The organism is Pseudomonas sp. ML2-2023-6, assembly GCF_037055265.1.
GTDB classification, from domain to species: domain Bacteria; phylum Pseudomonadota; class Gammaproteobacteria; order Pseudomonadales; family Pseudomonadaceae; genus Aquipseudomonas; species Aquipseudomonas kulmbachensis.
Genome location: NZ_CP146347.1, coordinates 5,160,071 through 5,182,147 on the forward strand (window position 1 = coordinate 5,160,071; position 22,077 = coordinate 5,182,147).

The 22,077-nt window shown below is 56.8% G+C and carries 16 protein-coding genes; 9 read left to right on the top strand and 7 right to left on the bottom strand.

What is annotated here, in order from left to right; all coding sequences use genetic code 11:
- The first annotated feature begins 21 nt into the window (after nt 1-21).
- From V6L79_RS23975 to V6L79_RS24015, 9 genes are all read left to right on the top strand, one after another.
- A complete protein-coding gene (locus V6L79_RS23975; RefSeq protein WP_261739719.1) occupies nt 22-1,455 on the top strand; it encodes a sigma-54 dependent transcriptional regulator in 1,434 nt (477 codons plus the stop codon).
- A 734-nt stretch (nt 1,456-2,189) separates the two neighbouring features.
- Nucleotides 2,190-3,584 carry a polynucleotide adenylyltransferase PcnB gene (locus V6L79_RS23980; protein WP_261739720.1) on the top strand — a complete coding sequence of 465 codons (1,395 nt, stop codon included), beginning with the start codon at nt 2,190-2,192 and terminating at the stop codon, nt 3,582-3,584.
- Nucleotides 3,585-3,587: 3 nt separating this feature from the next.
- Nucleotides 3,588-4,070 carry a 2-amino-4-hydroxy-6-hydroxymethyldihydropteridine diphosphokinase gene (gene folK / locus V6L79_RS23985; RefSeq protein WP_321834566.1) on the top strand — a complete coding sequence of 161 codons (483 nt, stop codon included), beginning with the start codon at nt 3,588-3,590 and terminating at the stop codon, nt 4,068-4,070.
- Between the two features lie 223 nt (nt 4,071-4,293).
- On the top strand, nt 4,294-5,094 hold the full coding sequence (gene panB / locus V6L79_RS23990) for a 3-methyl-2-oxobutanoate hydroxymethyltransferase (protein WP_261739722.1): 801 nt from the start codon (nt 4,294-4,296) through the stop codon (nt 5,092-5,094).
- On the top strand, nt 5,091-5,951 hold the full coding sequence (panC, locus tag V6L79_RS23995; RefSeq protein ID WP_261739723.1) for a pantoate--beta-alanine ligase: 861 nt from the start codon (nt 5,091-5,093) through the stop codon (nt 5,949-5,951). The genes panB and panC overlap by 4 nt, the downstream gene beginning before the upstream one ends.
- A gap of 261 nt (nt 5,952-6,212) precedes the next feature.
- The gene (gene pgi / locus V6L79_RS24000; protein ID WP_261739724.1) at nt 6,213-7,877 is read left to right on the top strand and encodes a glucose-6-phosphate isomerase; all 1,665 of its coding nucleotides are present in this window, start codon (nt 6,213-6,215) and stop codon (nt 7,875-7,877) included.
- Nucleotides 7,878-7,923: 46 nt separating this feature from the next.
- Nucleotides 7,924-8,793 (top strand): oxygenase MpaB family protein, encoded by an 870-nt coding sequence (locus tag V6L79_RS24005; protein WP_321834571.1) that lies wholly within the window; start codon nt 7,924-7,926, stop codon nt 8,791-8,793.
- A gap of 104 nt (nt 8,794-8,897) precedes the next feature.
- Nucleotides 8,898-9,911: a class I SAM-dependent methyltransferase gene (locus V6L79_RS24010; RefSeq protein ID WP_338579595.1), complete on the top strand. Its 1,014-nt coding sequence runs from the start codon at nt 8,898-8,900 to the stop codon at nt 9,909-9,911.
- An 89-nt stretch (nt 9,912-10,000) separates the two neighbouring features.
- The gene (locus V6L79_RS24015) at nt 10,001-12,913 is read left to right on the top strand and encodes a DUF748 domain-containing protein (protein WP_338579596.1); all 2,913 of its coding nucleotides are present in this window, start codon (nt 10,001-10,003) and stop codon (nt 12,911-12,913) included.
- Nucleotides 12,914-13,189: 276 nt separating this feature from the next.
- On the opposite strand, the gene V6L79_RS24020 is transcribed toward V6L79_RS24015, so the two are convergent.
- From V6L79_RS24020 to nusA, 7 genes are all read right to left on the bottom strand, one after another.
- Nucleotides 13,190-13,543, bottom strand: a complete 354-nt coding sequence (locus V6L79_RS24020; protein ID WP_095002557.1) for a BON domain-containing protein — start codon at nt 13,541-13,543, stop codon at nt 13,190-13,192.
- A 279-nt stretch (nt 13,544-13,822) separates the two neighbouring features.
- Nucleotides 13,823-15,928 (bottom strand): polyribonucleotide nucleotidyltransferase, encoded by a 2,106-nt coding sequence (gene pnp / locus V6L79_RS24025; RefSeq protein ID WP_019825928.1) that lies wholly within the window; start codon nt 15,926-15,928, stop codon nt 13,823-13,825.
- Nucleotides 15,929-16,152: 224 nt separating this feature from the next.
- Complete coding sequence (gene rpsO / locus V6L79_RS24030) at nt 16,153-16,422, bottom strand: 30S ribosomal protein S15 (RefSeq protein WP_261739728.1); 270 nt, start codon at nt 16,420-16,422, stop codon at nt 16,153-16,155.
- 162 nt (nt 16,423-16,584) lie between these two features.
- Nucleotides 16,585-17,502: a tRNA pseudouridine(55) synthase TruB gene (truB, locus tag V6L79_RS24035; protein ID WP_261739729.1), complete on the bottom strand. Its 918-nt coding sequence runs from the start codon at nt 17,500-17,502 to the stop codon at nt 16,585-16,587.
- A gap of 3 nt (nt 17,503-17,505) precedes the next feature.
- A complete protein-coding gene (gene rbfA / locus V6L79_RS24040; RefSeq protein ID WP_261739730.1) occupies nt 17,506-17,907 on the bottom strand; it encodes a 30S ribosome-binding factor RbfA in 402 nt (133 codons plus the stop codon).
- Nucleotides 17,908-18,065: 158 nt separating this feature from the next.
- Nucleotides 18,066-20,567: a translation initiation factor IF-2 gene (infB, locus tag V6L79_RS24045; protein ID WP_261739731.1), complete on the bottom strand. Its 2,502-nt coding sequence runs from the start codon at nt 20,565-20,567 to the stop codon at nt 18,066-18,068.
- A 27-nt stretch (nt 20,568-20,594) separates the two neighbouring features.
- Nucleotides 20,595-22,076 (bottom strand): transcription termination factor NusA, encoded by a 1,482-nt coding sequence (gene nusA, locus V6L79_RS24050; protein ID WP_019825920.1) that lies wholly within the window; start codon nt 22,074-22,076, stop codon nt 20,595-20,597.
- Nucleotide 22,077 lies beyond the last annotated feature (1 nt).

Genomic DNA, 22,077 nt, shown 5'->3' on the forward strand with positions numbered 1-22,077 from the left:
ACCGTCGAGAGAACTGAATCAATGCCGCATATTTTGATCGTCGAAGATGAAACCATCATCCGCTCCGCGTTACGCCGCTTACTGGAGCGTAACCAGTACCAGGTCAGCGAGGCTGGCTCGGTGCAAGAAGCTCAGGAGCGTTTCAGCATTCCCTCGTTCGACTTGATTGTCAGCGATCTGCGCCTGCCAGGCGCTCCAGGTACCGAGCTGATCAAGCTTGGCCAAGGCAAGCCGGTGCTGATCATGACCAGCTATGCAAGCCTGCGCTCGGCCGTTGACTCGATGAAAATGGGCGCCGTCGACTACATCGCCAAACCTTTTGATCATGACGAAATGCTGCAAGCGGTAGCGCGCATTCTGCGTGATCGGCAAAACACCCAAAGCGTGCCTGCCGAGCGTCCTGCCAAAGCGGGCATCGCCGACAAAAACACGGTAGATAACAGCAACGGTGAAATTGGCATCATTGGCTCCTGCCCGCCAATGCTGGACATGTACAGCAAGATCCGCAAAGTAGCGCCAACAGACTCCAATGTATTGATCCAGGGTGAGTCAGGGACCGGTAAAGAGCTGGTCGCGCGCGCTCTGCACAACCTGTCCAGACGCGCCAAGGCGCCGATGATCTCGGTGAACTGCGCCGCTATCCCCGAGTCACTGATCGAGTCCGAGCTGTTCGGCCACGAAAAAGGGGCATTTACCGGCGCCAGCGCTGGACGTGCCGGTCTGGTTGAAGCCGCCGATGGTGGCACGCTGTTCCTTGATGAAATCGGCGAACTGCCGCTTGAGGCACAGGCGCGCCTGCTGCGCGTGCTGCAAGAAGGCGAAATACGCCGCGTAGGTTCCGTGCAATCGCAAAAAGTTGACGTGCGCCTGATTGCGGCGACTCACCGTGACCTCAAAAGCCTGGCCAAGGTGGGCCAGTTTCGCGAAGACTTGTACTACCGCCTGCATGTGATCGCACTCAAACTGCCTGCCTTGCGCGAGCGTGGCGCCGACGTCAACGAAATCGCCACCGCGTTCCTCGCCCGTCAAAGCGCACGTGTAGGTCGCACCGACCTGAAATTCGCCCCCGATGCCGAACGTGCAATCAGCCATTACTCATGGCCGGGTAACGTTCGCGAACTGGAAAACGCAGTCGAGCGTGCAGTGATCCTGTGCGAAAGCCCGGAAATTTCGGCCGAACTGCTGGGTATCGATATTGAACTGAGCGACCTGCAAGACGATGACTTCATCGGCCTGGCCCCGCAGCAGAGCATCGGCAGCGGTAACACCAGCCTTGATCCGACCGAAGACCTGTCACTGGAAGACTACTTCCAGCACTTCGTGCTTGAGCATCAGGACCACATGACCGAGACCGAACTGGCCCGCAAACTGGGGGTCAGCCGCAAGTGTTTGTGGGAGCGACGCCAGCGCCTGGGGATCCCGCGGCGCAAAACCGGCGTGCCAAGCGAAGGCTAGGTAACACTGCTAAATGTAAAAAAACTGTTACCTCAGTTAAATCACGTAACAAAAGCCGGGTCTTACGGTAACGATGACCCGGCTTTTTTTTGCCCTTGAAAAAGCAAAAAACCTTAAAACCCCTTATTTTGCTGGGCCGCGCAAAAGTTGGCACGCCTCATGCTATATGTATCCGTACAAGAACAATAAGAATCACAGCAGCACATAATAAAAATAAGACGTATCGGCTCACGCATAACAAGAACAACACGGCGGAGGCGCAGCTAACTGATTGTTTTGGAGAGGCGTTGTAAATGGGGCTTGCCCCACGACTAGGCAGAGAACAACAAAAACTGCACTTAAAGCAGAGCCTGAACTAGTTGGATCATTGATCACATCAACACAGCGACCAAAGCAATCCGTTTGCTCTTATCTCCCGATTGGGAGGGTTGCACAGGCCAGACCTTTGTAACCAGGGCGATTAACAAAAACAAAAAGCCCGCAATCAATAATAAAAATAGAGCACGCAACTAATTCCAGGGGAGCTTCGGCTCCCCTTGTGCTTCCTGCGATTTAACAAATCCCCCTACCCCTCTAAGCCGCCCTTCTTAGCGCTTTTTCTGCTTGCAGCTTGCAGCTTCGCTCGCAAGACTGGCTCAGCGTCCTACACCATCCCCTGACTAAATGCTAGAATCCCCGCCCATCATGCGGTCATTCTTCGTTTTGGCCGAACATTCCTTCAAACAGTGCATCCCATGCTGAAGAAGCTGTTCCAGTCACTCCGTTCCCCCAAGCGTCGTACGCAACAACTGCGCAGCACCCCTGAAGTGCTCAACAGCAGCCAACATTCGCTGCAACGTGCCCAGTTCAGCCGCTACGCGGTCAATATCGTCGAACGCCTGCAGAACGCCGGTTACCAGGCTTACCTGGTCGGCGGTTGCGTACGCGACATGCTGCTCAACATCACGCCAAAAGACTTTGACGTCGCCACCAGTGCCACGCCGGAGCAAGTGCGCGCCGAGTTTCGCAATGCGCGAATCATCGGTCGGCGCTTCAAATTGGTGCATATCCACTTTGGCCGCGAAATCATTGAGGTCGCGACCTTCCGTGCCAATCACCCGCAAAACGACGAAGAGGAAGACAGCAACCAGTCCTCTCGTAACGAAAGCGGGCGCATTTTGCGCGACAACGTTTACGGCACCCTTGAAGAAGACGCACAGCGTCGTGACTTCACGATCAATGCCCTGTATTACGATCCGGTCAGCGAGCGCATCCTCGATTACGCCAACGGCGTACACGACATTCGCAACCGCTTGCTGCGCCTGATTGGCGATCCGCAACAGCGCTACCAGGAAGACCCGGTGCGTATGCTGCGCGCAGTGCGTTTTGCCGCCAAACTCAACTTTGGCATCGAAAAACACACCGCGGCACCGATTCGTGAATTGGCTCCAATGCTGCGCGAGATCCCGTCTGCACGGCTGTTCGAAGAAGTACTCAAGCTGTTCCTCTCGGGTAACGCTTCAGACACCTTTGAAATGCTGGTCGACCTCGAATTGTTCGATCCTCTGTTCCCGGCCAGCGCCGAAGCACTGGAACACAATCCGACGTACACCCACACCCTGATCAGCGAAGCCTTGCGCAACACTGATCTGCGAATCAAACAGGGCAAACCGGTGACCCCGGCCTTCCTGTTTGCCGCCTTGCTCTGGCCTGCCCTGCCAGCCCGCGTCATGTATTTGCAGGACCGCGGTATGCCAGCGATCCCTGCCATGCAGGAAGCTGCGCACGAGCTGATCAGCGAGCAATGCCAGCGGATTGCTATTCCCAAACGTTTCACGATGCCGATTCGCGAGATCTGGGACATGCAGGAGCGCCTGCCGCGCCGCAGTGGCAAACGTGCCGACATGCTGCTCGACAACCCGCGTTTCCGTGCCGGCTATGACTTCTTGCTGTTGCGTGAAAGCGCAGGTGAAGAAACCAACGGACTGGGCCAATGGTGGACTGACTATCAGGACGCCAATGACAGCGGTCGCCGCGACATGATTCGCGACTTGAGCAATGCCAAGGAAGATGGCACCGGACCAGCACCGCGCAAGCGTCGTCGTACCAGCGGTGCCAAGCGCAAACGTAGCGCCGCCGCGGACGAATAAGCGATGGAACGTATCTACATTGGAATGGGCAGCAATCTGGCTGACCCGGCAGATCAATTGCGCAGTGCTGTCCAGGCACTGGCGCAATTACCTGACTCCCGATTCGTCGGGGTTTCAGCGTTCTATCAAAGCGATTCGCTACTGCCCGGCCAACCGCGTTACACCAATGCCGTGGCTGCCATCGACAGCACCCTGGCGCCGCTGGACCTGCTGGACGCTCTGCAAGCCATCGAACTTGACCAAGGTCGCGAGCGCCACGAGCGCTGGGGCCCGCGTACGCTGGATTTGGACATCCTGCTGTTCGGCGATCGCCTGATCGACGAACCCCGCCTCAAGGTCCCGCACTACCACATGCACGCCCGCCCTTTTGTGCTGTACCCACTGGCCGAACTGGCGCCAGCATCGCTGCAACTTGCCGATGGCCGCACACTGTCGCAATTGCTCGCCGACTGCCCTTTCATCGGGCTCGAGCGCATCGCGCCTTAAAGCTGAATCGAATCAATACCCGGGTAACACCTCTGCGGTAACACCCGGAATTGACTTCCTGTGAGCTCGTCACGACTATAGGCATCCCGCAGCCATCCACTGGATGGCGCAATGTGAAAAGCAGGCTTTATAAGCACCCTCCAGAAAGGTGTGCCTGTTCATAACGATGAATCACACGCGTTACTTGCAGTGGTTATCACACTGCCTGACGAGGATCCTTTTCATGCCAGCTATTACCCTGACCACCCTGCAAAGCCTTAAGCAAAAAGGTGAAAAAATCACCATGCTGACGTGCTATGACGCCACCTTTGCCCACGCCTGCAATCAGGCCGGTGTTGAAGTGTTACTGGTAGGCGACTCCCTGGGCATGGTTCTACAAGGGCATGACAGCACATTGCCTGTTACGACCACGGACATGGCTTACCACGTAGCCTGCGTAAAGCGCGGCAACCAGGACGCCCTGATTCTCGCGGACATGGCCTTTATGGCTAACGCGACACTCGAACAAGCCTTGAACAACAGCGCCCTGCTGATGAAAGCTGGCGCACATATGGTCAAAGTCGAAGGCGCCGTGTGGCTCGCGGAATCGATTCGCGCCATGACCGAACGCGGTATTCCCGTGTGCGCGCACATGGGCTTGACCCCGCAGACAGTCAACGTGCTCGGCGGCTACAAGGTGCAAGGCCGCAACGAAAATCAGGCCCGCCAAATGCGCGCCGATGCCATTGCACTTGAGCAGGCAGGCGCAGCCATGCTGCTGCTTGAATGCGTGCCAAGCGAACTGGCGGCAGAAATCACCCACGCGGTCAAAATTCCGGTAATCGGCATTGGCGCTGGCAGCGACACCGACGGTCAGGTCCTGGTGCTGCACGACATGCTTGGTCTTTCACTGACCGGTCGCGTGCCCAAGTTCGTGAAAAACTTCATGACCGGCCAGCCTGACATCCAGTCCGCCCTCAGCGCCTACGTGTCTGAAGTCAAAGCCGTCAGCTTCCCTGGCACCGAACATGGATTCAGCGCATGAACACAGTAAAAACCGTTCGCGAACTGCGCGCAGCTGTCGCCCGCGCACGCCGCGAAGGCAAACAGATCGCCCTGGTTCCGACCATGGGTAATCTGCACAGCGGCCACGCGGCCCTGGTGACAACCGCCGCGCAGCAGGCTGATTTTGTAGTAGCGAGCATTTTTGTGAACCCGCTGCAATTTGGTGCCAACGAAGACCTCGACACCTACCCGCGCACCCTGGCAGCCGATCAGGAAAAACTCCTGCAGGCGGGCTGCCATTTGTTGTTCGCCCCGACCGTCGCAGAGATGTACCCCAACGGCATGGACGGCCTGACCCGTGTCACCGCTGCCACGCTGAGCAATGAGCTGTGCGGCAGTCGCCGCCCGGGGCATTTCGATGGCGTGACCACCGTGGTCAGCAAGCTGTTCAATATGGTTCAGCCGGATCTGGCCATCTTCGGGCAAAAAGACTACCAACAGTTGGCAGTCATTCGCGCAATGGTCAACGACCTCAACTTTCCAATCCAGATCATCAGCGAACCCACCGTACGCGCCGACGACGGCCTGGCGCTGTCTTCGCGCAACGGTTACCTGACACCAGAGCAACGAGCCCTGGCGCCAGCGCTGTACCGTCACCTGAGCGAGATGGCACACGCCATTGAAGCCGGTGAGCGCGATTACGCGACGCTGGTGAACCAACATCTGGCGCAAATCGAAGCCATTGGTTTTCGCCCCGACTACCTGGAAGTCCGCCACGCACAGACTTTGCTTCCAGCCCAGGCCACTGATCGTGACCTGGTAATTTTGGTCGCGGCTTTTCTGGGGGCCACCCGTTTAATCGACAACGTACACTTAAACCTCGACAGCGCGCTCTGACAGAGCCGACTGTGCGGACCCGCGGAATGACCCGCACCCAATAAAAAACACTGAAACGTTTCAGCTTATGTGACATAGCGGTGACAAAAGTTACCGATTGTTGTCAGACAAAGCCAAGACAGAAGCAGGCGAGAGAGTTACTGTAATCGCCCTGCTTCTAGCTGACGTGCAGAATCAGACCGACCGAGCACCTCGATAATAAAAAGGTGCAGGCGTTTTCAGTGTCCAAAGGCAGTTCAAGCAAAAAGGATATCCGCAGCGATGGCGTACTACCGCACCCCTCATGACGTTACCGCTCTGCCCGCTTGGCAAGCGTTGAAACTACACCGCACCGGCATGCAAAATTTCAGCATGCGCGACGCGTTTAATAGCAACCCCAAACGTTTTGAAGAATTCACCCTGAGCAGCTGCGGGCTGTTTCTGGACTACTCGAAAAACCTGATCGACAACGAGACCCGCGATCTGCTGGTCAACCTCGCCAATGAGGCTGACCTCAAAGGTGCGATCAAGTCGTTGTTCGGCGGTGAAATCGTCAACGCCTCTGAAGGCCGCCCAGCCTTGCACACCGCGCTACGCCGCCCGGTTGCCGACAAGCTGTCGGTGAACGGCGTGAATATCATGCCCGAGGTGCATAAAGTCCTGAACCAGATGACCGAGCTGGTCGGCCGGATTCACGACGGCCTGTGGCGCGGTTACACCGAAAAGCCGATCACCGACATCGTCAACATCGGCATTGGTGGCTCCTTCCTTGGCCCTGAGCTGGTGTCTGAAGCTCTGCTGTCCTACGCCCAGAAAGGCGTGCGCTGCCATTACCTGGCGAACATCGATGGCAGTGAGTTCCATGAACTGACCGCAAAACTGCGCGCAGAAACCACGCTGTTCATCGTTTCGTCAAAATCCTTCAACACCCTCGAAACCTTGAAAAACGCTCAGGCGGCACGGGCCTGGTACTTGGCCCAAGGCGGATCGGAAGCCGAACTGCATCGCCACTTTATCGCTGTGTCGAGCAACAACGCGGCGGCCGTAGCATTCGGTATTCGTGAAGAAAACATCTTCCCGATGTGGGACTGGGTCGGTGGGCGTTACTCGCTGTGGTCGGCCATTGGCTTGCCAATTGCGCTGGCAATCGGCATGTCCAACTTCAAAGAGCTGCTGTCCGGTGCCTACAGCATGGACCAGCACTTCCAGACCGCACCGTTCGAGCAGAACATGCCGGTGCTGATGGCCTTGCTGGGTGTGTGGTATGGCAACTTCTGGGGCTCGCAAAGCCACGCGATCCTGCCGTACGACCACTACCTGCGCAACATCACCAAGCACTTGCAACAACTGGATATGGAATCCAACGGCAAGAGCGTGCGCCAGGACGGCACCCCGGTGTCCACCGACACTGGTCCGGTGATCTGGGGTGGTGTGGGCTGTAACGGCCAGCACGCCTATCACCAGTTGCTGCATCAAGGCACACAGCTGATCCCGGCCGACTTTATCGTGCCGATTGTCAGCTTCAACCCGGTCTCCGATCACCACCAGTGGCTGTATGCCAACTGCCTGTCGCAAAGCCAGGCCCTGATGCTGGGTAAAACCCGCGAAGAGGCCGAGGCCGAGCTGCGCGACAAAGGCATGAGCGAAGAAGAAGTGCAAAAACTGGCACCGCACAAGGTGATCCCGGGCAACCGTCCGAGCAATACCTTGGTGGTTGAACGCATCAGCCCGCGTCGTCTGGGTGCACTGGTTGCGCTCTACGAGCACAAGGTTTTTGTGCAAAGCGTGATCTGGGGCATCAACGCCTTCGACCAATGGGGCGTTGAGCTGGGCAAAGAGCTGGGCAAGGGTGTTTACAACCGCTTGACCGGCAGCATCGAAGAGCCAGCCGATGATGCTTCGACCCAAGGTCTGATCAACTACTTCCGCGGTCGTCATCGCGGTTGATTGATAGCCGGCCAGTCCCTCGACTGGCCGGCACAATCGAGGCTCCATGGATTTCATCCGCATTCCCATCGAACGCCAGATCATGAGCCTGACCGGGCTTTCACTCGGCCAGCTCGACCTCGAAAACCCCAAGGGCGACCCCGGCCTGTTTGGCCCGGATTCCATCAGTTGGCAGGTGCATGGTGATTTCACCAGCATGCTGATTGGCGGCATCAGCGCCTTGATGCTGCAAGCCTTGCACCCACTGGCCCTGGCCGGGGTGTGGGACCACTCCAATTTCCGTCAAGACATGCTGGGTCGGCTACGCCGCACCGGGCAGTTCATTTCTGGCACTACCTTCGGCGCTACTGGCGATGCCAACTGGCTGATCGACAAAGTGCGTACCATCCATTTGCAAGTCACCGGCACCGCCCTCGACGGCCGCCCATATGCCGCCAGCGATCCCGAGTTGCTGACCTGGGTGCATGTGGCTGAAGTCAGCAACTTCCTCGCCGCCCACCTGCGCTATCGCAACCCGCATTTGTCCGGCGCAGATCAGGACCGTTACTACGACGAAATAGCCATGATCGCTGAACGCCTGGGAGCTACAAATGTCCCGCGTTCACGCCAGCAAATCGCCGACTACCTCGAAGGCATCCGCCCACAATTACTCTGTGATGAACGTAGTCATGAAGTGATTCGCCTGTTGCTCAACGCCCCCTCCCCCAGCCTGCTGGCCAAGCCTTTTGGCGCACTGATGATGAAGGCCGGGATTGATTTGCTACCGGACTGGGCCAGCGATCAGTTGGGGCTGCAGCAACGCCCGCTGGTTCGCAAACTGGTGCGGGCGCAAGTCAGCAGCACCGCGCCGATCCTGCGCTGGGCCGTACGCAATGGTTCAGTACAACGGGCGCGGCGGCGCATGGGGCTTGGCTGAAACCGGGTCGCGGCCATCGCGGGCAAGCCCCCACAGGTTCAAGACCTCCCTGCCCCCGCTTCTGTTAAACTGCCGCGCCTTATCCATTCCCCAAGGCGCATCGCATGTCTTCCTTGAATCAGGCGCTGCGCGCCGCCCTCGATAACCGTCATCAATTGCTGGCCGAGTTGCATACTCAGGGCACTGACTGCTATCGCCTGTTTCACGGCAGCCAGGAGGGCGCTGGCGGCCTGACCATCGACCGTTACGGCCCACAGCTACTGGTGCAAAGTTTCCATCAGCGCCTTGAGCGCGATGATCTGCTGCAACTGCACGAAGCCATCAATCGTCACTTGGGCCTAGACCTGATGCTGGTCTACAACGACCGCTCCCAAGGCAATTCACGTATTGATCGCGAAGACACCGTATACCGCGCCGATGAAGCGGCACTGGCAGACACGGTCGGTCACGAGCGGGGCCTGAAATACCGTGTACGCGGGCGCCATGCTGGACAAGATCCGTTGCTGTTTCTCGACCTGCGCAATGCTCGCGGCTGGGTCAAGCAACACAGCGCCGGTAAAAGCGTACTCAACCTGTTTTCCTACACCTGCGGCGTCGGCCTGAGTGCTGCGGCAGGGGGCGCCAGTGAAGTTTGCAACCTGGATTTCGCTGAAGGCAATCTGGCGGTGGGCCGCGAAAACGGCCTGCTGAACCCGCAATTACCGAAAATGAAATTCGTACAGTCGGACTATTTTGCGGCCATCCGCCAATTGGCAGGTTTGCCGATTATTCAGCGCCGCCACAAGCTGCCTGCCTACCCGCGCATGGATCAGCGTGAGTATGATCTGGTGTTGCTCGATCCGCCTGCATGGGCCAAGAGCGCGTTTGGTACGGTCGATCTGCTGCGCGACTATCAAAGCCTGCTCAAGCCCGCAGTGCTGACCACCGCGCCAGACGGCGTGCTGATCTGCTGCAATAACCTGGCGAAAGTCAGCATGGACGACTGGCGCGAACAGGTTTTGCGTTGCGCCGAGAAAGCAGGCCGCCCGGTTCGCGATTGGCAGGTATTGCCCCCCGCCAGTGACTTCCCGTCCCTGGATCAGCAGCCACCGCTGAAAACCTTGATCCTTCAATTTTAAAAACGTGCTGTGTTTATGGCGCTCGTCTCGGAACCAGAAACGCGTGCCATACTCCAAGGCACTCCCGACTGCTATAGACGACGCCCCACATGCTCAAAGGATTGATCCGCGCCCTCGGCGCCGTGCTGATTGCTATCGCACTTTACAGCGTGCTTGGCTTCCTGATTTTGCCGGGCGTTGGCCTGCGCATCATCAACCAGCAACTGGCCAACTACGCCACGGTACCCGCCAAACTTGACCGGCTGGAGTTCAACCCGTTCAGCCTGGAGCTGACTTTGTGGGGGCTGAAAGTTGGCGAACCGGGCAAGGAGCAAGTCGGGTTTGACCGTTTGTATGCCAATTTGCAAGCAGACAGCCTGTGGACAAAAGCCTTGCACCTGGCGGATGTTCAGCTGGACAAGCCCAAAACCGAGCTGCTGTTCAACAAGGACGGTACGCTCAATCTGACTCAGCTGTTCAAGCTTCCGGCCAGTGAGCCCACCCCGAGCGATCCCGACAGCAAGCCTTTCCCGGTACGTCTGGACAACATCAAACTGGCGGGGGGCTACCTGCACTTCACCGATATGCGTCCCAGCGAGCCTATCGAATTTCTGTACGACTCGATGGACCTTGAGCTAAAAAACCTCAGCACCTTGCCCGATGACAACGCCGACATGACCCTGGTGGCTGCTGGTCCGGCAGGCGGGCGGATTGACTGGAGCGGTACGCTGAGCCTGGTGCCCATCACCTCTACCGGCAAACTGAAAGTCACCGATGCCAAGATGAAAGTCTGGTGGCCCTATGTGCGCGATGCGCTACCACTGGTACTCGAAGACGGGGTGCTGAACTTCAGCACCGATTACACCCTGAACCTGTCCAAAGAAACCGAGATGGTGCTGAGCAACGCCTCAGCCAGCATCGCACCCTTTAAAATCAATGCCCCTGACGGACGCCCTTTGGCACGTCTGGAACGGTTGGATATCAGCGACACCACTGTAGATCTGGCCAAGCAGCAAGTCGTCGTCGGCAAGATCAACAGCCAGAATCTCGAAACCTGGGCCGCTCGCGAGAAAGACGGCCAACTGGACTGGCAAAAGCTGTTTGCCAGCCAACCCGAAAAGGTCCCGCACAAAACGGATGACGTGGTGACAGTTGCAGCGCCAAAACCTGCCCCCGTTGCACCGAGCAAGCCATGGCAAGTGCTGCTCAAGGACGTTGAGCTGCGCGACTATCGGGTACACCTCGCCGACAAGGAGCCTAAAACCCCAGTGGCGCTGGATATTGGCCCGCTCAACCTGAACCTGAAAAACTTCGACAGCCTGAACCGCTCACCCTTCACTCTCAACCTCGACACGGGTGTGGGCAAGCAAGGCAAGCTCACCGCCAGCGGCGACGTCAACCTGAGCCCGGTAAGTGCCAGGCTCAAGGTCACAACCAAGGATATCGACTTGCGTGTAGCGCAGGCCTATATCGACCCGTTTATTCGCCTTGAGCTACGCAGCGGCATGCTCGGCAGCGACCTCGCGGTCGATCTTAAAAGTACCGAGCCGCTGGCCTTTACCGTGGCTGGGCGTGCTCAGGTCGATCAACTGCACACACTGGACACACTGAAAAACCGCGACTTCCTCAAATGGCAAAAGCTGGTACTGGAAGACGTTAAGTACCAGCACGGTGAAAGCCTGTCGATTACCCGGGTCAACTTCGAAAAACCCTATGTGCGCTTCATGATCAACGATGATCGCACTACTAACGTCGATGACCTGCTGATCCCGCAACCCGCTGGCAGCGGTGCCAAACCGGCTGCCAGCAAGAGCAAACCACTGGGCATCCATGTGGGTGGCATCGCGATCAATGACGGTTCGGCCAACTTTGCCGACTTCAGCCTGACCCCGAACTTCCAGACCGCGGTTCAACAACTCAACGGCCAGATCGGTACCATTGACAGTCGTCAGGCCAAACCGGCGAGTGTGAATATCGCAGGCAAGGTCGACCGTTACGCCCCTGTCACCATCAAAGGTAGCGTCAATCCCTTTGACCCGATGGCTAGCCTCGATATCGCCACTAGTTTCAAACGTGTCGAACTGACAACCCTGACGCCTTACTCCGGCAAATTTGCTGGCTACCGTATCCGCAAGGGCCGTCTGAACCTCGACCTGCATTACTTGATCACCCAAGGTCAGCTCAAGGCTGAAAACAAGGTAGTGATCGAGCAATTGCAACTGGGTGAGAAAGTCGACAGCCCGGACGCCGTCAACTTGCCACTGAAATTGGCGATTGCGTTGCTCAAGGACAGCGACGGCAGGATATCCATTGAGCTGCCGGTGACTGGCGACCTGAACAACCCGCAGTTCAGCGTGATGCCAATTGTATGGCAAACCCTGCGCAACCTGGTGGTACGCGCGGCACAGGCGCCCTTCAAGTTCATTGGCGGGCTGATCACCGGCGGTGGCTCCGAGGACCTGGGTACAGTGTCATTCGCGCCAGGATCAAGCGAGCTGAGCCCTGAGGCACAAAAAGCGCTCACTACTCTGGCCGATGCATTGAAACAACGCCCGGCCTTGCGCCTTGAAATTGAAGGCACGGCCGCACAAAGCAGCGATGGGCCACATATCGCTCAAGATCGTCTTGAGCGCGAGTACCAATACAACTACTACAAGATTCTCCAGCGCCGTGGCGACAAGGTGCCTGCCCAAGCATCGCTGCTCAAGGTCCCGGATGAAGAGAAGGGGCCGTTACTCGAAGGTATTTACCGCACCCGCCTCAAACAACAGCCACCTGCCGAATGGGCTGACCTGAGCCGTGATGAACGGGCCGCCAAAATGAGCGCCGCTCTGGTCGAGTTCTGGAGCAAAAGCGAAGTACTGCTGCGCCAACTGGGCCAGGACCGCGCAAGCAGCATCAAGGACTTCCTGGTCGATCAAGGCCAGTTGGCTGATGACCGCGTGTACTTTATCGATGCCACCCTGGGCGAAGCCGAAAGCGATGGCAGGGTAATCTCGCCGCTGCATCTGGATAGCGAATAAACCAGAACCCCGCACCTGTGTGGCTGCTGCGCAAGGAACGAGGCTTATGGTTTTACGACTGCTGCGCAGCCGGACACTGCCTCGTTCCTCCGGCAGCGGCTACAAGGATTTTCGTACCCTCCGCCCAAATAGAACAGCCCCCGACGCAGAGCGCCGAGGGCTGTAATGGCCACATCCGTATGGCCGTCGCATGAACCTTGTTTCAAAGCCTGCAGGCGTACTGCTTAAATGACCTGCTGCAGCTTTGCTTCCCCCGGTTCTACGAGCAAGAGTGGGTTATTCAGCTTTTAAGCCATCAGCCGAGACAGCTTTAACGCCTTTGATTTTCTTGGTAATGGCAACTGCGATCTCTTTTTGCGCCTCAGTCACTGGCACCATGGAAGAAAGGGAAACAACACCTTTGTTCGTCTCAACCTTGATATCAGTACCCGGAATGCCTTTTTCGGTAACCAGGTCAGCTTTCACTTTGGTTGTGATCCAGGTATCAGAAGTGGCTTCCTTGGCTTTGGTTACTTCGCCAGCAGCCACGACCATCGGGGCTTGGGTGGTCGCTTGAGCAGCAAATGCGGCGTTGGCCATAGTCAGGGTCAGAGCGGTGGCAGTTGCGGCAGCGATAGCGAACTTCTTCATACGAGTAACTCCTGTCTTCTTCAAAATCTGCGCCGTCTTCCAGCTGCAGGGTTATCTGTACTGTTGCAGGGCCTGTGCCAACTTTAAATTTAAAATAAATCCTTATAAATCAACAAGTTATAATTATTCAATAATCTGTATGTCGTGCAAAATGCATGACACCCCGCAAAACTGCATGCAAGTTGCGGCTTTGCACTCATGGCCTATCGCCCGACTTTTCTTCAGGCATAAAAAAAGGATCCCGAAGGATCCTTTTTTCAAAGCAGGTATCGGGGGCTATTAAGCTTCCGATGCCTTGGCAGCAGCTACGTCCTTGATGGACAGCTTGATACGGCCGCGGTTGTCCACGTCCAGTACCAGTACTTCCACTTCCTGACCTTCTTTCAGAATGTCAGTCACTTTCTCAACACGAGCATCGCTCAGCATGGAGATGTGAACCAGGCCGTCTTTGCCTGGCAGGATGTTTACGAATGCGCCGAAGTCGACGATACGCTCAACCTTGCCCACGTAGATCTTGCCGATCTCGGCTTCTGCGGTGATGCCCAGAACGCGCTGACGCGCTGCTTCTGCTGCTTCTTTGGTTTCGCCGAAGATCTTGATCGAACCGTCGTCTTCGATATCGATCGAAGCCTTGGTTTCTTCACAGATTGCACGGATGGTCGCGCCGCCTTTACCGATAACATCACGGATTTTGTCGGTGTCGATTTTCATCGCGATCATGGTCGGAGCGTTAGCCGACAGCTCGTTGCGCGATACGGCAATGATCTGGTTCATCTGACCCAAGATGTTCAGGCGAGCGTCCAGGGCTTGGCCCAGTGCGATCTCCATGATTTCTTCGGTGATGCCCTTGATCTTGATGTCCATCTGCAGCGCGGTAACACCTTTAGCGGTACCAGCTACTTTGAAGTCCATGTCGCCCAGGTGATCTTCGTCACCCAGGATGTCGGTCAGAACTGCGAATTTCTCGCCTTCTTTAACCAGACCCATGGCGATACCGGCAACCGGTGCCTTCATCGGAACACCAGCGTCCATCAGTGCCAGGGAAGCACCGCAAACCGATGCCATCGAGCTGGAACCGTTGGATTCGGTGATTTCCGATACAACACGGATGGTGTACGGGAACACGTCAGCAGCAGGCAGCATGGCCTGAACCGAACGGCGGGCCAGACGGCCGTGACCGATTTCGCGACGACCAGCGCCACCCATACGACCACACTCACCTACCGAGAACGGAGGGAAGTTGTAGTGCAGCATGAACGGGTCTTTCTTCTCGCCTTCCAGGGTGTCCAGCAGCTGTGCGTCACGGGCAGTACCCAGAGTTGCAACAACCAGAGCCTGAGTTTCGCCACGGGTGAACAGAGCCGAACCGTGGGTCTTCGGCAGTACGCCAACTTCGATGTTCAGAGGGCGAACAGTCTTGGTGTCGCGGCCATCGATACGCGGCTTGCCGTTAACGATGTTTTCGCGAACGGTGCGGTATTCGATTTCGCCGAAAGCAGCTTTGACTTCGCTGGCAGAAGGCTGGCCTTCTTCACCGGACAGCTTGGCAACAACCTGGTCTTTCAACTCGCCCAAGCGAGTGTAACGGTCAGCCTTGACGGTGATGGTGTAAGCCTGGGAGATCGCTTCGCCGAACTCGGCACGGATAGCGCCCAGCAGTTCGGTAGCTTCTGGAGCCGCAGCCCAGTCCCAAGTTGGTTTGGCAGCTTCGGCAGCCAGCTCTTTAACAGCCTGGATAACTACCTGGAATTCGTCGTGGGCGAACAGTACTGCGCCCAGCATCTGGTCTTCGGTCAGCTCTTTGGCTTCCGATTCAACCATCAATACGGCTTCCGAAGTACCGGCAACAACCATGTCCAGGCTCGAAGCGGCCAGTTGCTCGTAAGTCGGGTTCAGCAGGTAGCCGGTGCTTTCGTGGTAAGCAACGCGGGCAGCGCCGATCGGACCATCAAAAGGAATACCGGAGATTGCCAGGGCAGCCGAAGTACCGATCATCGCAGCGACGTCCGGATCGGTTTTCTTGCTGGTGGACAGAACGGTGCAGACAACCTGCACTTCGTTCATGAAACCTTCCGGGAACAGCGGACGGATCGGACGGTCGATCAAGCGCGACGTCAGGGTTTCTTTCTCGGAAGGGCGACCTTCACGCTTGAAGAAACCGCCTGGGATTTTACCCGCGGCGTAGGTTTTTTCCTGGTAGTGAACAGACAGAGGGAAGAAGCCCTTGCCTGGATCAGCTTGCTTGGAGCCGACAACAGTCACCAACACGCTGACGTCGTCGTCAACGGTGACCAATACTGCGCCGGAAGCCTGACGGGCGATACGGCCAGTCTCGAGAGTAACGGTCGACTGACCGAACTGAAATTTTTTGATAACCGGGTTCACGGTGTCCTACCTTCTTTGTGGCTCTTGGGGAACGGGTTTCTTGCGAAAGTCATGTGCAACATCGGGTATTGACCCGACTCAAGATGCTTACGAAAACAGCCCGTGCGGCAAATTTTCGTAAGAATCCGGCTAGTCCAGATAAAACTTGAGGCTGGAAGCCTGCCGTCCGCTTGCGGGAAACCCGCAAACGCACGACAGACAACCAGCCTCTAGCAACATCGCTATTAGCGACGCAGACCCAGGCGAGCGATCAGCGTTTTGTAACGCTCAACGTTTTTGCCTTTGAGGTAATCCAGCAGCTTGCGACGCTGGTTTACCATACGGATCAGACCACGACGGGAGTGGTGATCCTTGCTGTTTGCCTTGAAGTGACCTTGCAGCGTGTTGATGTTAAAGGTCAGCAGTGCAACCTGCACTTCTGGAGAACCTGTATCACCTGGAGCTTGCTGGTAGTCAGCTACGATTTCTGCTTTGTGTTCAACTGTAAGTGCCATTTGGCTTTCCTTTCAATTAGGGCCTGCTTGCAAGCAAGACAGATCCAATAGGCCGAGGACAAATCCTCGTATTTAAATGTGAGATGTGACCGTGCCTAATAACAGCCACCCTCATTCCAATCTGCCCCAAGAGTATTACATCCCGAAGCAGCCTGGTTCCGGTCATTCCGACCGAATCAGTCGACGCGGCGCAATGCGCCCGTCTTCGCTCACTTCACCGATCCCGATGAAGCGACCGTTATGATCTTGTACCCGCACCATACCGAACTTCGGAGCATCCGGAGCACGAACCGGCTGACCATTGAGCCAATAGAAAGCACTGGCTTCCGAGAAGTGCAGCAACGGCCAGTCCAGCAACCCGCTGTCCGATGGCATCAGGAAGCGATCTACCGCTTCATTACCGCCTTCGGCATGCACCGCTTCCAACTCTTCCAGCGTGACCGTTTGGGCCAAGCTGAAAGGTCCGGCGTGCGTACGACGCAACTCTGCAACGTATGCACCGCACCCCAATTGCTCACCGATATCTTCCACGAGGGTACGGATATAGGTGCCTTTGGTGCAGTCGACGGCCAAGCGCGCAGTGTCGCCTTCGCTGGCCAGTAATTCGAGGCGTGTAATAGTAACAGAACGTGGTTCACGCTCCACCACTTCGCCTGCACGGGCCAGCTTGTAAAGCGGCTGTCCGTCTCGCTTGAGTGCAGAGTACATCGGCGGTATCTGACTGATTTTCCCACGAAAATTGGGTAAAACAGCTTCGATATCGGCACGACCAACGGTCACTGGGCGAGTCTGTAAAACCTCACCCTCAGCATCTGCCGTGGTGGTGGTCTTGCCCAATTGCATCAGGGTTTCATAACCCTTGTCGGAATCGAGCAAGTATTGCGAAAATTTGGTGGCTTCGCCAAAGCACAGCGGCAATACACCGCTGGCCAATGGATCGAGACTACCGGTGTGCCCTGCCTTCTCGGCATTGAGCAGCCAGCGAACTTTCTGCAGGGCCGCGTTGGAAGTGAATCCAAGAGGCTTGTCCAACAGGATGATGCCGCTGACGTTACGACGGATACGCTTGACCTGAGCCACCGGTTACTCCTTGGTGTCTTCGGGAGCAGTGGTTTCAGGGTGCTGATTGTCTTCAGCCACTGCACGCTCGATCAAGGCGGACAGGTGAGCGCCACGCACGACACTTTCATCGTAGTGGAAGTGCAGCTGTGGAACGCTGCGCAGTTTCATTTCACGCGCCAGTTGCATGCGCAGGAAACCCGCTGCCGAGTTCAACACCTTGATGCTCTGGGCGATGTCTTCAGCATTATCCTGCCCCATCACGGTGATGAAGATCTTGGCGTGACCGACGTCACGGCTGACTTCAACAGCAGTAATGGTGACCAGACCCACGCGCGGGTCTTTGACTTCACGACGGATCAGCTGTGCCAGCTCGCGCTGCATCTGATCGCCAATACGTTGGGTACGGCTATATTCTTTTGCCATGTCTTGTTACCTGTTACTCACCCATGGGAAACCCATGCGGTCTGAAAGCGGCAAACGCCCGGCCAGACAGAAGCCGGACCGGGCGTTGCGTTTAGAGTCCAGGCCGAGCGACGGTCATTTGCATGCCGCGGCTCGTCCTCGCTCTTGAGGCTCGCGAGTTAGAGGCTGCGAGCAACCTGGACCTTCTCGAACACTTCGATCTTGTCACCGACTTTAACGTCGTTGTAGCTCTTGACGCCGATACCGCATTCCATGCCGGCACGCACTTCGGACATGTCATCTTTAAAGCGACGCAGGGATTCCAGCTCGCCTTCGTAGATAACGATGTCTTCACGCAGTACGCGGATTGGACGGTTACGGTGAACAACACCTTCAAGCACCATGCAACCTGCAACCGCGCCGAACTTAGGCGAACGGAACACGTCACGGACTTCGGCGATACCCAGGATGTTCTCCCGAACGTCGCTGCCAAGCATGCCGGTAAGGGCTTTCTTGACGTCTTCGATGATGTCGTAGATGACGTTGTAGTAACGCATGTCCAGGCCTTCCTGCTCGACAATCTTGCGAGCGCCGGCATCGGCACGCACGTTGAAGCCAAACAGTACAGCGTTGGAGGCCAGTGCCAGGTTAGCGTCGCTCTCGGTGATACCACCGACACCGCCGCCCACTACGCGCACTTGCACTTCGTCGTTACCCAGGCCGCCAAGGGCGCCCTGCAGAGCTTCCAACGAACCACGGACGTCAGATTTGAGGACGATGTTAAGCGTCTTCTTCTCTTCCTGGCCCATGTTCTCGAAGATGTTTTCCAGCTTGCCTGCGTGAGCACGCGCCAGTTTCACTTCGCGGAACTTGCCTTGACGGAACAGGGCAACTTCACGCGCCTTCTTCTCGTCAGTCATTACGCTCATCTCGTCGCCAGCATCTGGCGTTCCGTCCAGGCCGAGAATCTCGACAGGGATGGATGGACCGGCTTCCTTGATGGACTTGCCGTTCTCATCGAGCATGGCACGGATGCGACCGTAGTTGGAGCCGACCAGAACCATGTCGCCTTGGCGCAGGGTACCGTCTTGAACCAGAACAGTTGCAACAGGGCCACGGCCTTTGTCCAGACGGGACTCAACCACTACGCCACGGCCAGGAGCCGATGGAGTTGCCTTGAGTTCCAGAACTTCAGCTTGCAGCAGTACGGCTTCGAGCAATTCGTCAACGCCGGTACCCATTTTCGCCGAGACCGAAACAAACGGAGTGTCACCACCCCATTCTTCCGACGTCACGCCGTGAACGGACAACTCGCTGCGGATGCGATCGAGATCAGCACCTGGCTTGTCGATTTTGTTCACTGCAACAACCAGAGGCACTCCAGCCGCTTTCGCATGCTGAACAGCTTCGATGGTTTGCGGCATTACACCGTCGTCTGCAGCAACAACCAGAATCACGATGTCAGTCGCCTTGGCACCACGTGCACGCATTGCGGTAAACGCAGCGTGACCCGGGGTATCGAGGAAAGTGACCATGCCGCGTTCGGTTTCAACGTGGTATGCACCGATGTGCTGAGTAATACCACCGGCTTCGCCAGCAGCTACCTTGGCACGACGGATGTAGTCGAGCAGGGACGTTTTACCGTGGTCAACGTGGCCCATTACGGTCACAACCGGTGCACGGGAGAACGACTCGCCTTCGAACTTCAGGGACTCGGCCAGGGAATCTTCCAGGGCGTTGTCGCTGACCAGAGTCACTTTGTGGCCCAGTTCTTCAGCAACCAGTTGAGCAGTTTCCTGATCAAGTACCTGGTTGATGGTCGCTGGAGTACCCAGCTTGAACATGAACTTGATGACTTCAGCAGCCTTGACCGACATCTGTGCAGCCAAATCGCCGACAGTGATGGTCTCGCCAATCTGAACGTCACGAACTACAGGGCCGGTTGGGCTCTGGAAACCGTGAGCGTTACGCTTCTTCAGCTTGCCCTTGCCACGACCGCCGCGACGGAAGCTGTCGCTTTCTTCGTCGGAAGTACGCGGAGCAACACGTGGAGTCGGTGCTTTTTCTTTAACCGAGGCACGATGCGGAGCGTTTTTGCGATCGCCGTCACCACTACCGCGACGATTGTTATCGTCAGCACGTGGCTTGTCCGGGCGACGCTGTTCGTCACGCTTGCGTGCATCAACTGCTGGAGCCGGTGCGGCTGGTGCTGCGGCTTGCACAGGTGCAGGCGCGGCAACAGCTGGAGCAGCAGCAGGAGTAGATGCAGGCTGACGGCGCGCGTCTTCTTCGGCGCGACGCTTGGACTCTTCTTCAGCCTTTTGACGTGCGGCATTTTCTACTGCACGACGTTCATCCATCTCACGTTTGCGCTCGGCTTCAATTTCTTCCGGGCTTTGCTGTACGAAGACTTTCTTCTTGCGTACTTCAACGCTAATGCTTTTGCTGCCAGCAACACGCAGGGTACTGGTGGTTTTACGCTGCAAAGTGATCTTGCGCGGTTCTTCCACTTTAGCCTTGTGGCTGCTTTTCAGGTGAGTCAGCAGAGCTTGCTTCTCACTGTCGGTCACATTCTGCTCGGCGGCGTTGTGCGGCAGACCTGCCTCACGCATCTGCTGCAACAGGCGCTCAACCGGTGTTTTGACCTCATCGGCCAGTTGTTTCACCGTGACTTGCGTCATGCATTTCTCTCCTCAGGCCGCGCCTAATTACTCGAACCAATGGGCTCGGGCGGCCATGATCAACTTGCCGGCACGATCATCGTCAATGCCGTCGATGTCGAGCAGGTCGTCAATAGACTGCTCGGCCAGGTCTTCGCGGGTAATTACGCCGCGCACCGCCAGTTCCATCGCCAAATCCTTGTCCATACCCTCAAGCGAGAGCAGGTCTTCGGCCGGATGGGCGTCTGCCAGCTTTTCCTCAGTAGCGATGGCTTTAGTCAACAGTCGATCTTTGGCCCGAGCGCGAAGCTCGTTGACGGTATCTTCGTCAAAGCCATCGATGTTGAGCATTTCCTCCACCGGTACGTAGGCAATCTCTTCCAGGCTAGTAAAGCCTTCATCTACCAGAACCTGCGCCAGGTCTTCATCAACTTCCAGCTCTTCGATGAAGTTGCGCAGGATATCGCCGGTTTCTGCTTGCTGCTTAGCCTGGATGTCCGATTCGGTCATCACGTTCAAGGTCCAGCCGGTCAACTGGCTGGCCAAACGTACGTTCTGACCGCCGCGACCAATCGCCTGGGCCAGATTGTCTGCGCCAACGGCGATGTCCATTGCATGGGCATCTTCGTCGACGATAATTGCCGCCACTTCAGCTGGCGACATTGCGTTGATCACGAACTGCGCCGGGTTGTCATCCCAAAGGACGATATCCACTCGCTCTCCGCCCAATTCGCCGGACACTGCCTGGACGCGCGAACCGCGCATACCAATGCAGGCACCTTGCGGATCAATGCGTTTGTCTTTGGAGCGAACGGCTATTTTAGCGCGTGATCCTGGATCGCGGGAGGCCGCCATCACTTCGATCAGGCCTTCGGAGATCTCTGGCACTTCAATGCGGAACAGCTCGATCAGCATCTCTGGCGCGGTACGCGACAGAATCAACTGAGGGCCGCGGTTCTCGGTGCGGATTTCCTTGAGCAGTGCGCGAAGGCGTACGCCAACACGGAAGGTTTCACGCGAGATGATGTCTTCACGGGCCAGCAACGCTTCAGCGTTATTGCCCAGATCGACGATCACATTGTCACGTGTCACCTTTTTCACGGTGCCCGAAATGATTTCACCCAGACGCTCGCGATAAGCATCGACTACTTGAGCGCGCTCGGCTTCGCGGACCTTTTGCACAATGACCTGTTTGGCCGTTTGTGCAGCAATCCGACCGAATTCGATAGAATCGATTTTCTCTTCGATAATATCGCCAGCTACAGCGCCTGGCTGTTTCGCCTGGGCCTGGTCTACAGCCAACTCGTATGCTGGATCATCCAGATCTTCGTCTTCGACCACAGTCCAGCGACGGAAAGTCTCATAGTTACCGGTGTGGCGATTGATTTCCACACGCAGTTCGACTTCGTCTTCAAAACGCTTTTTAGTCGCGGTGGCCAGAGCCAGCTCCAGCGCTTCAAAAATAACGTTTGCCGGTACGCCCTTTTCATTGGACACCGACTCAACAACCAGCAGTACTTCTTTGCTCATC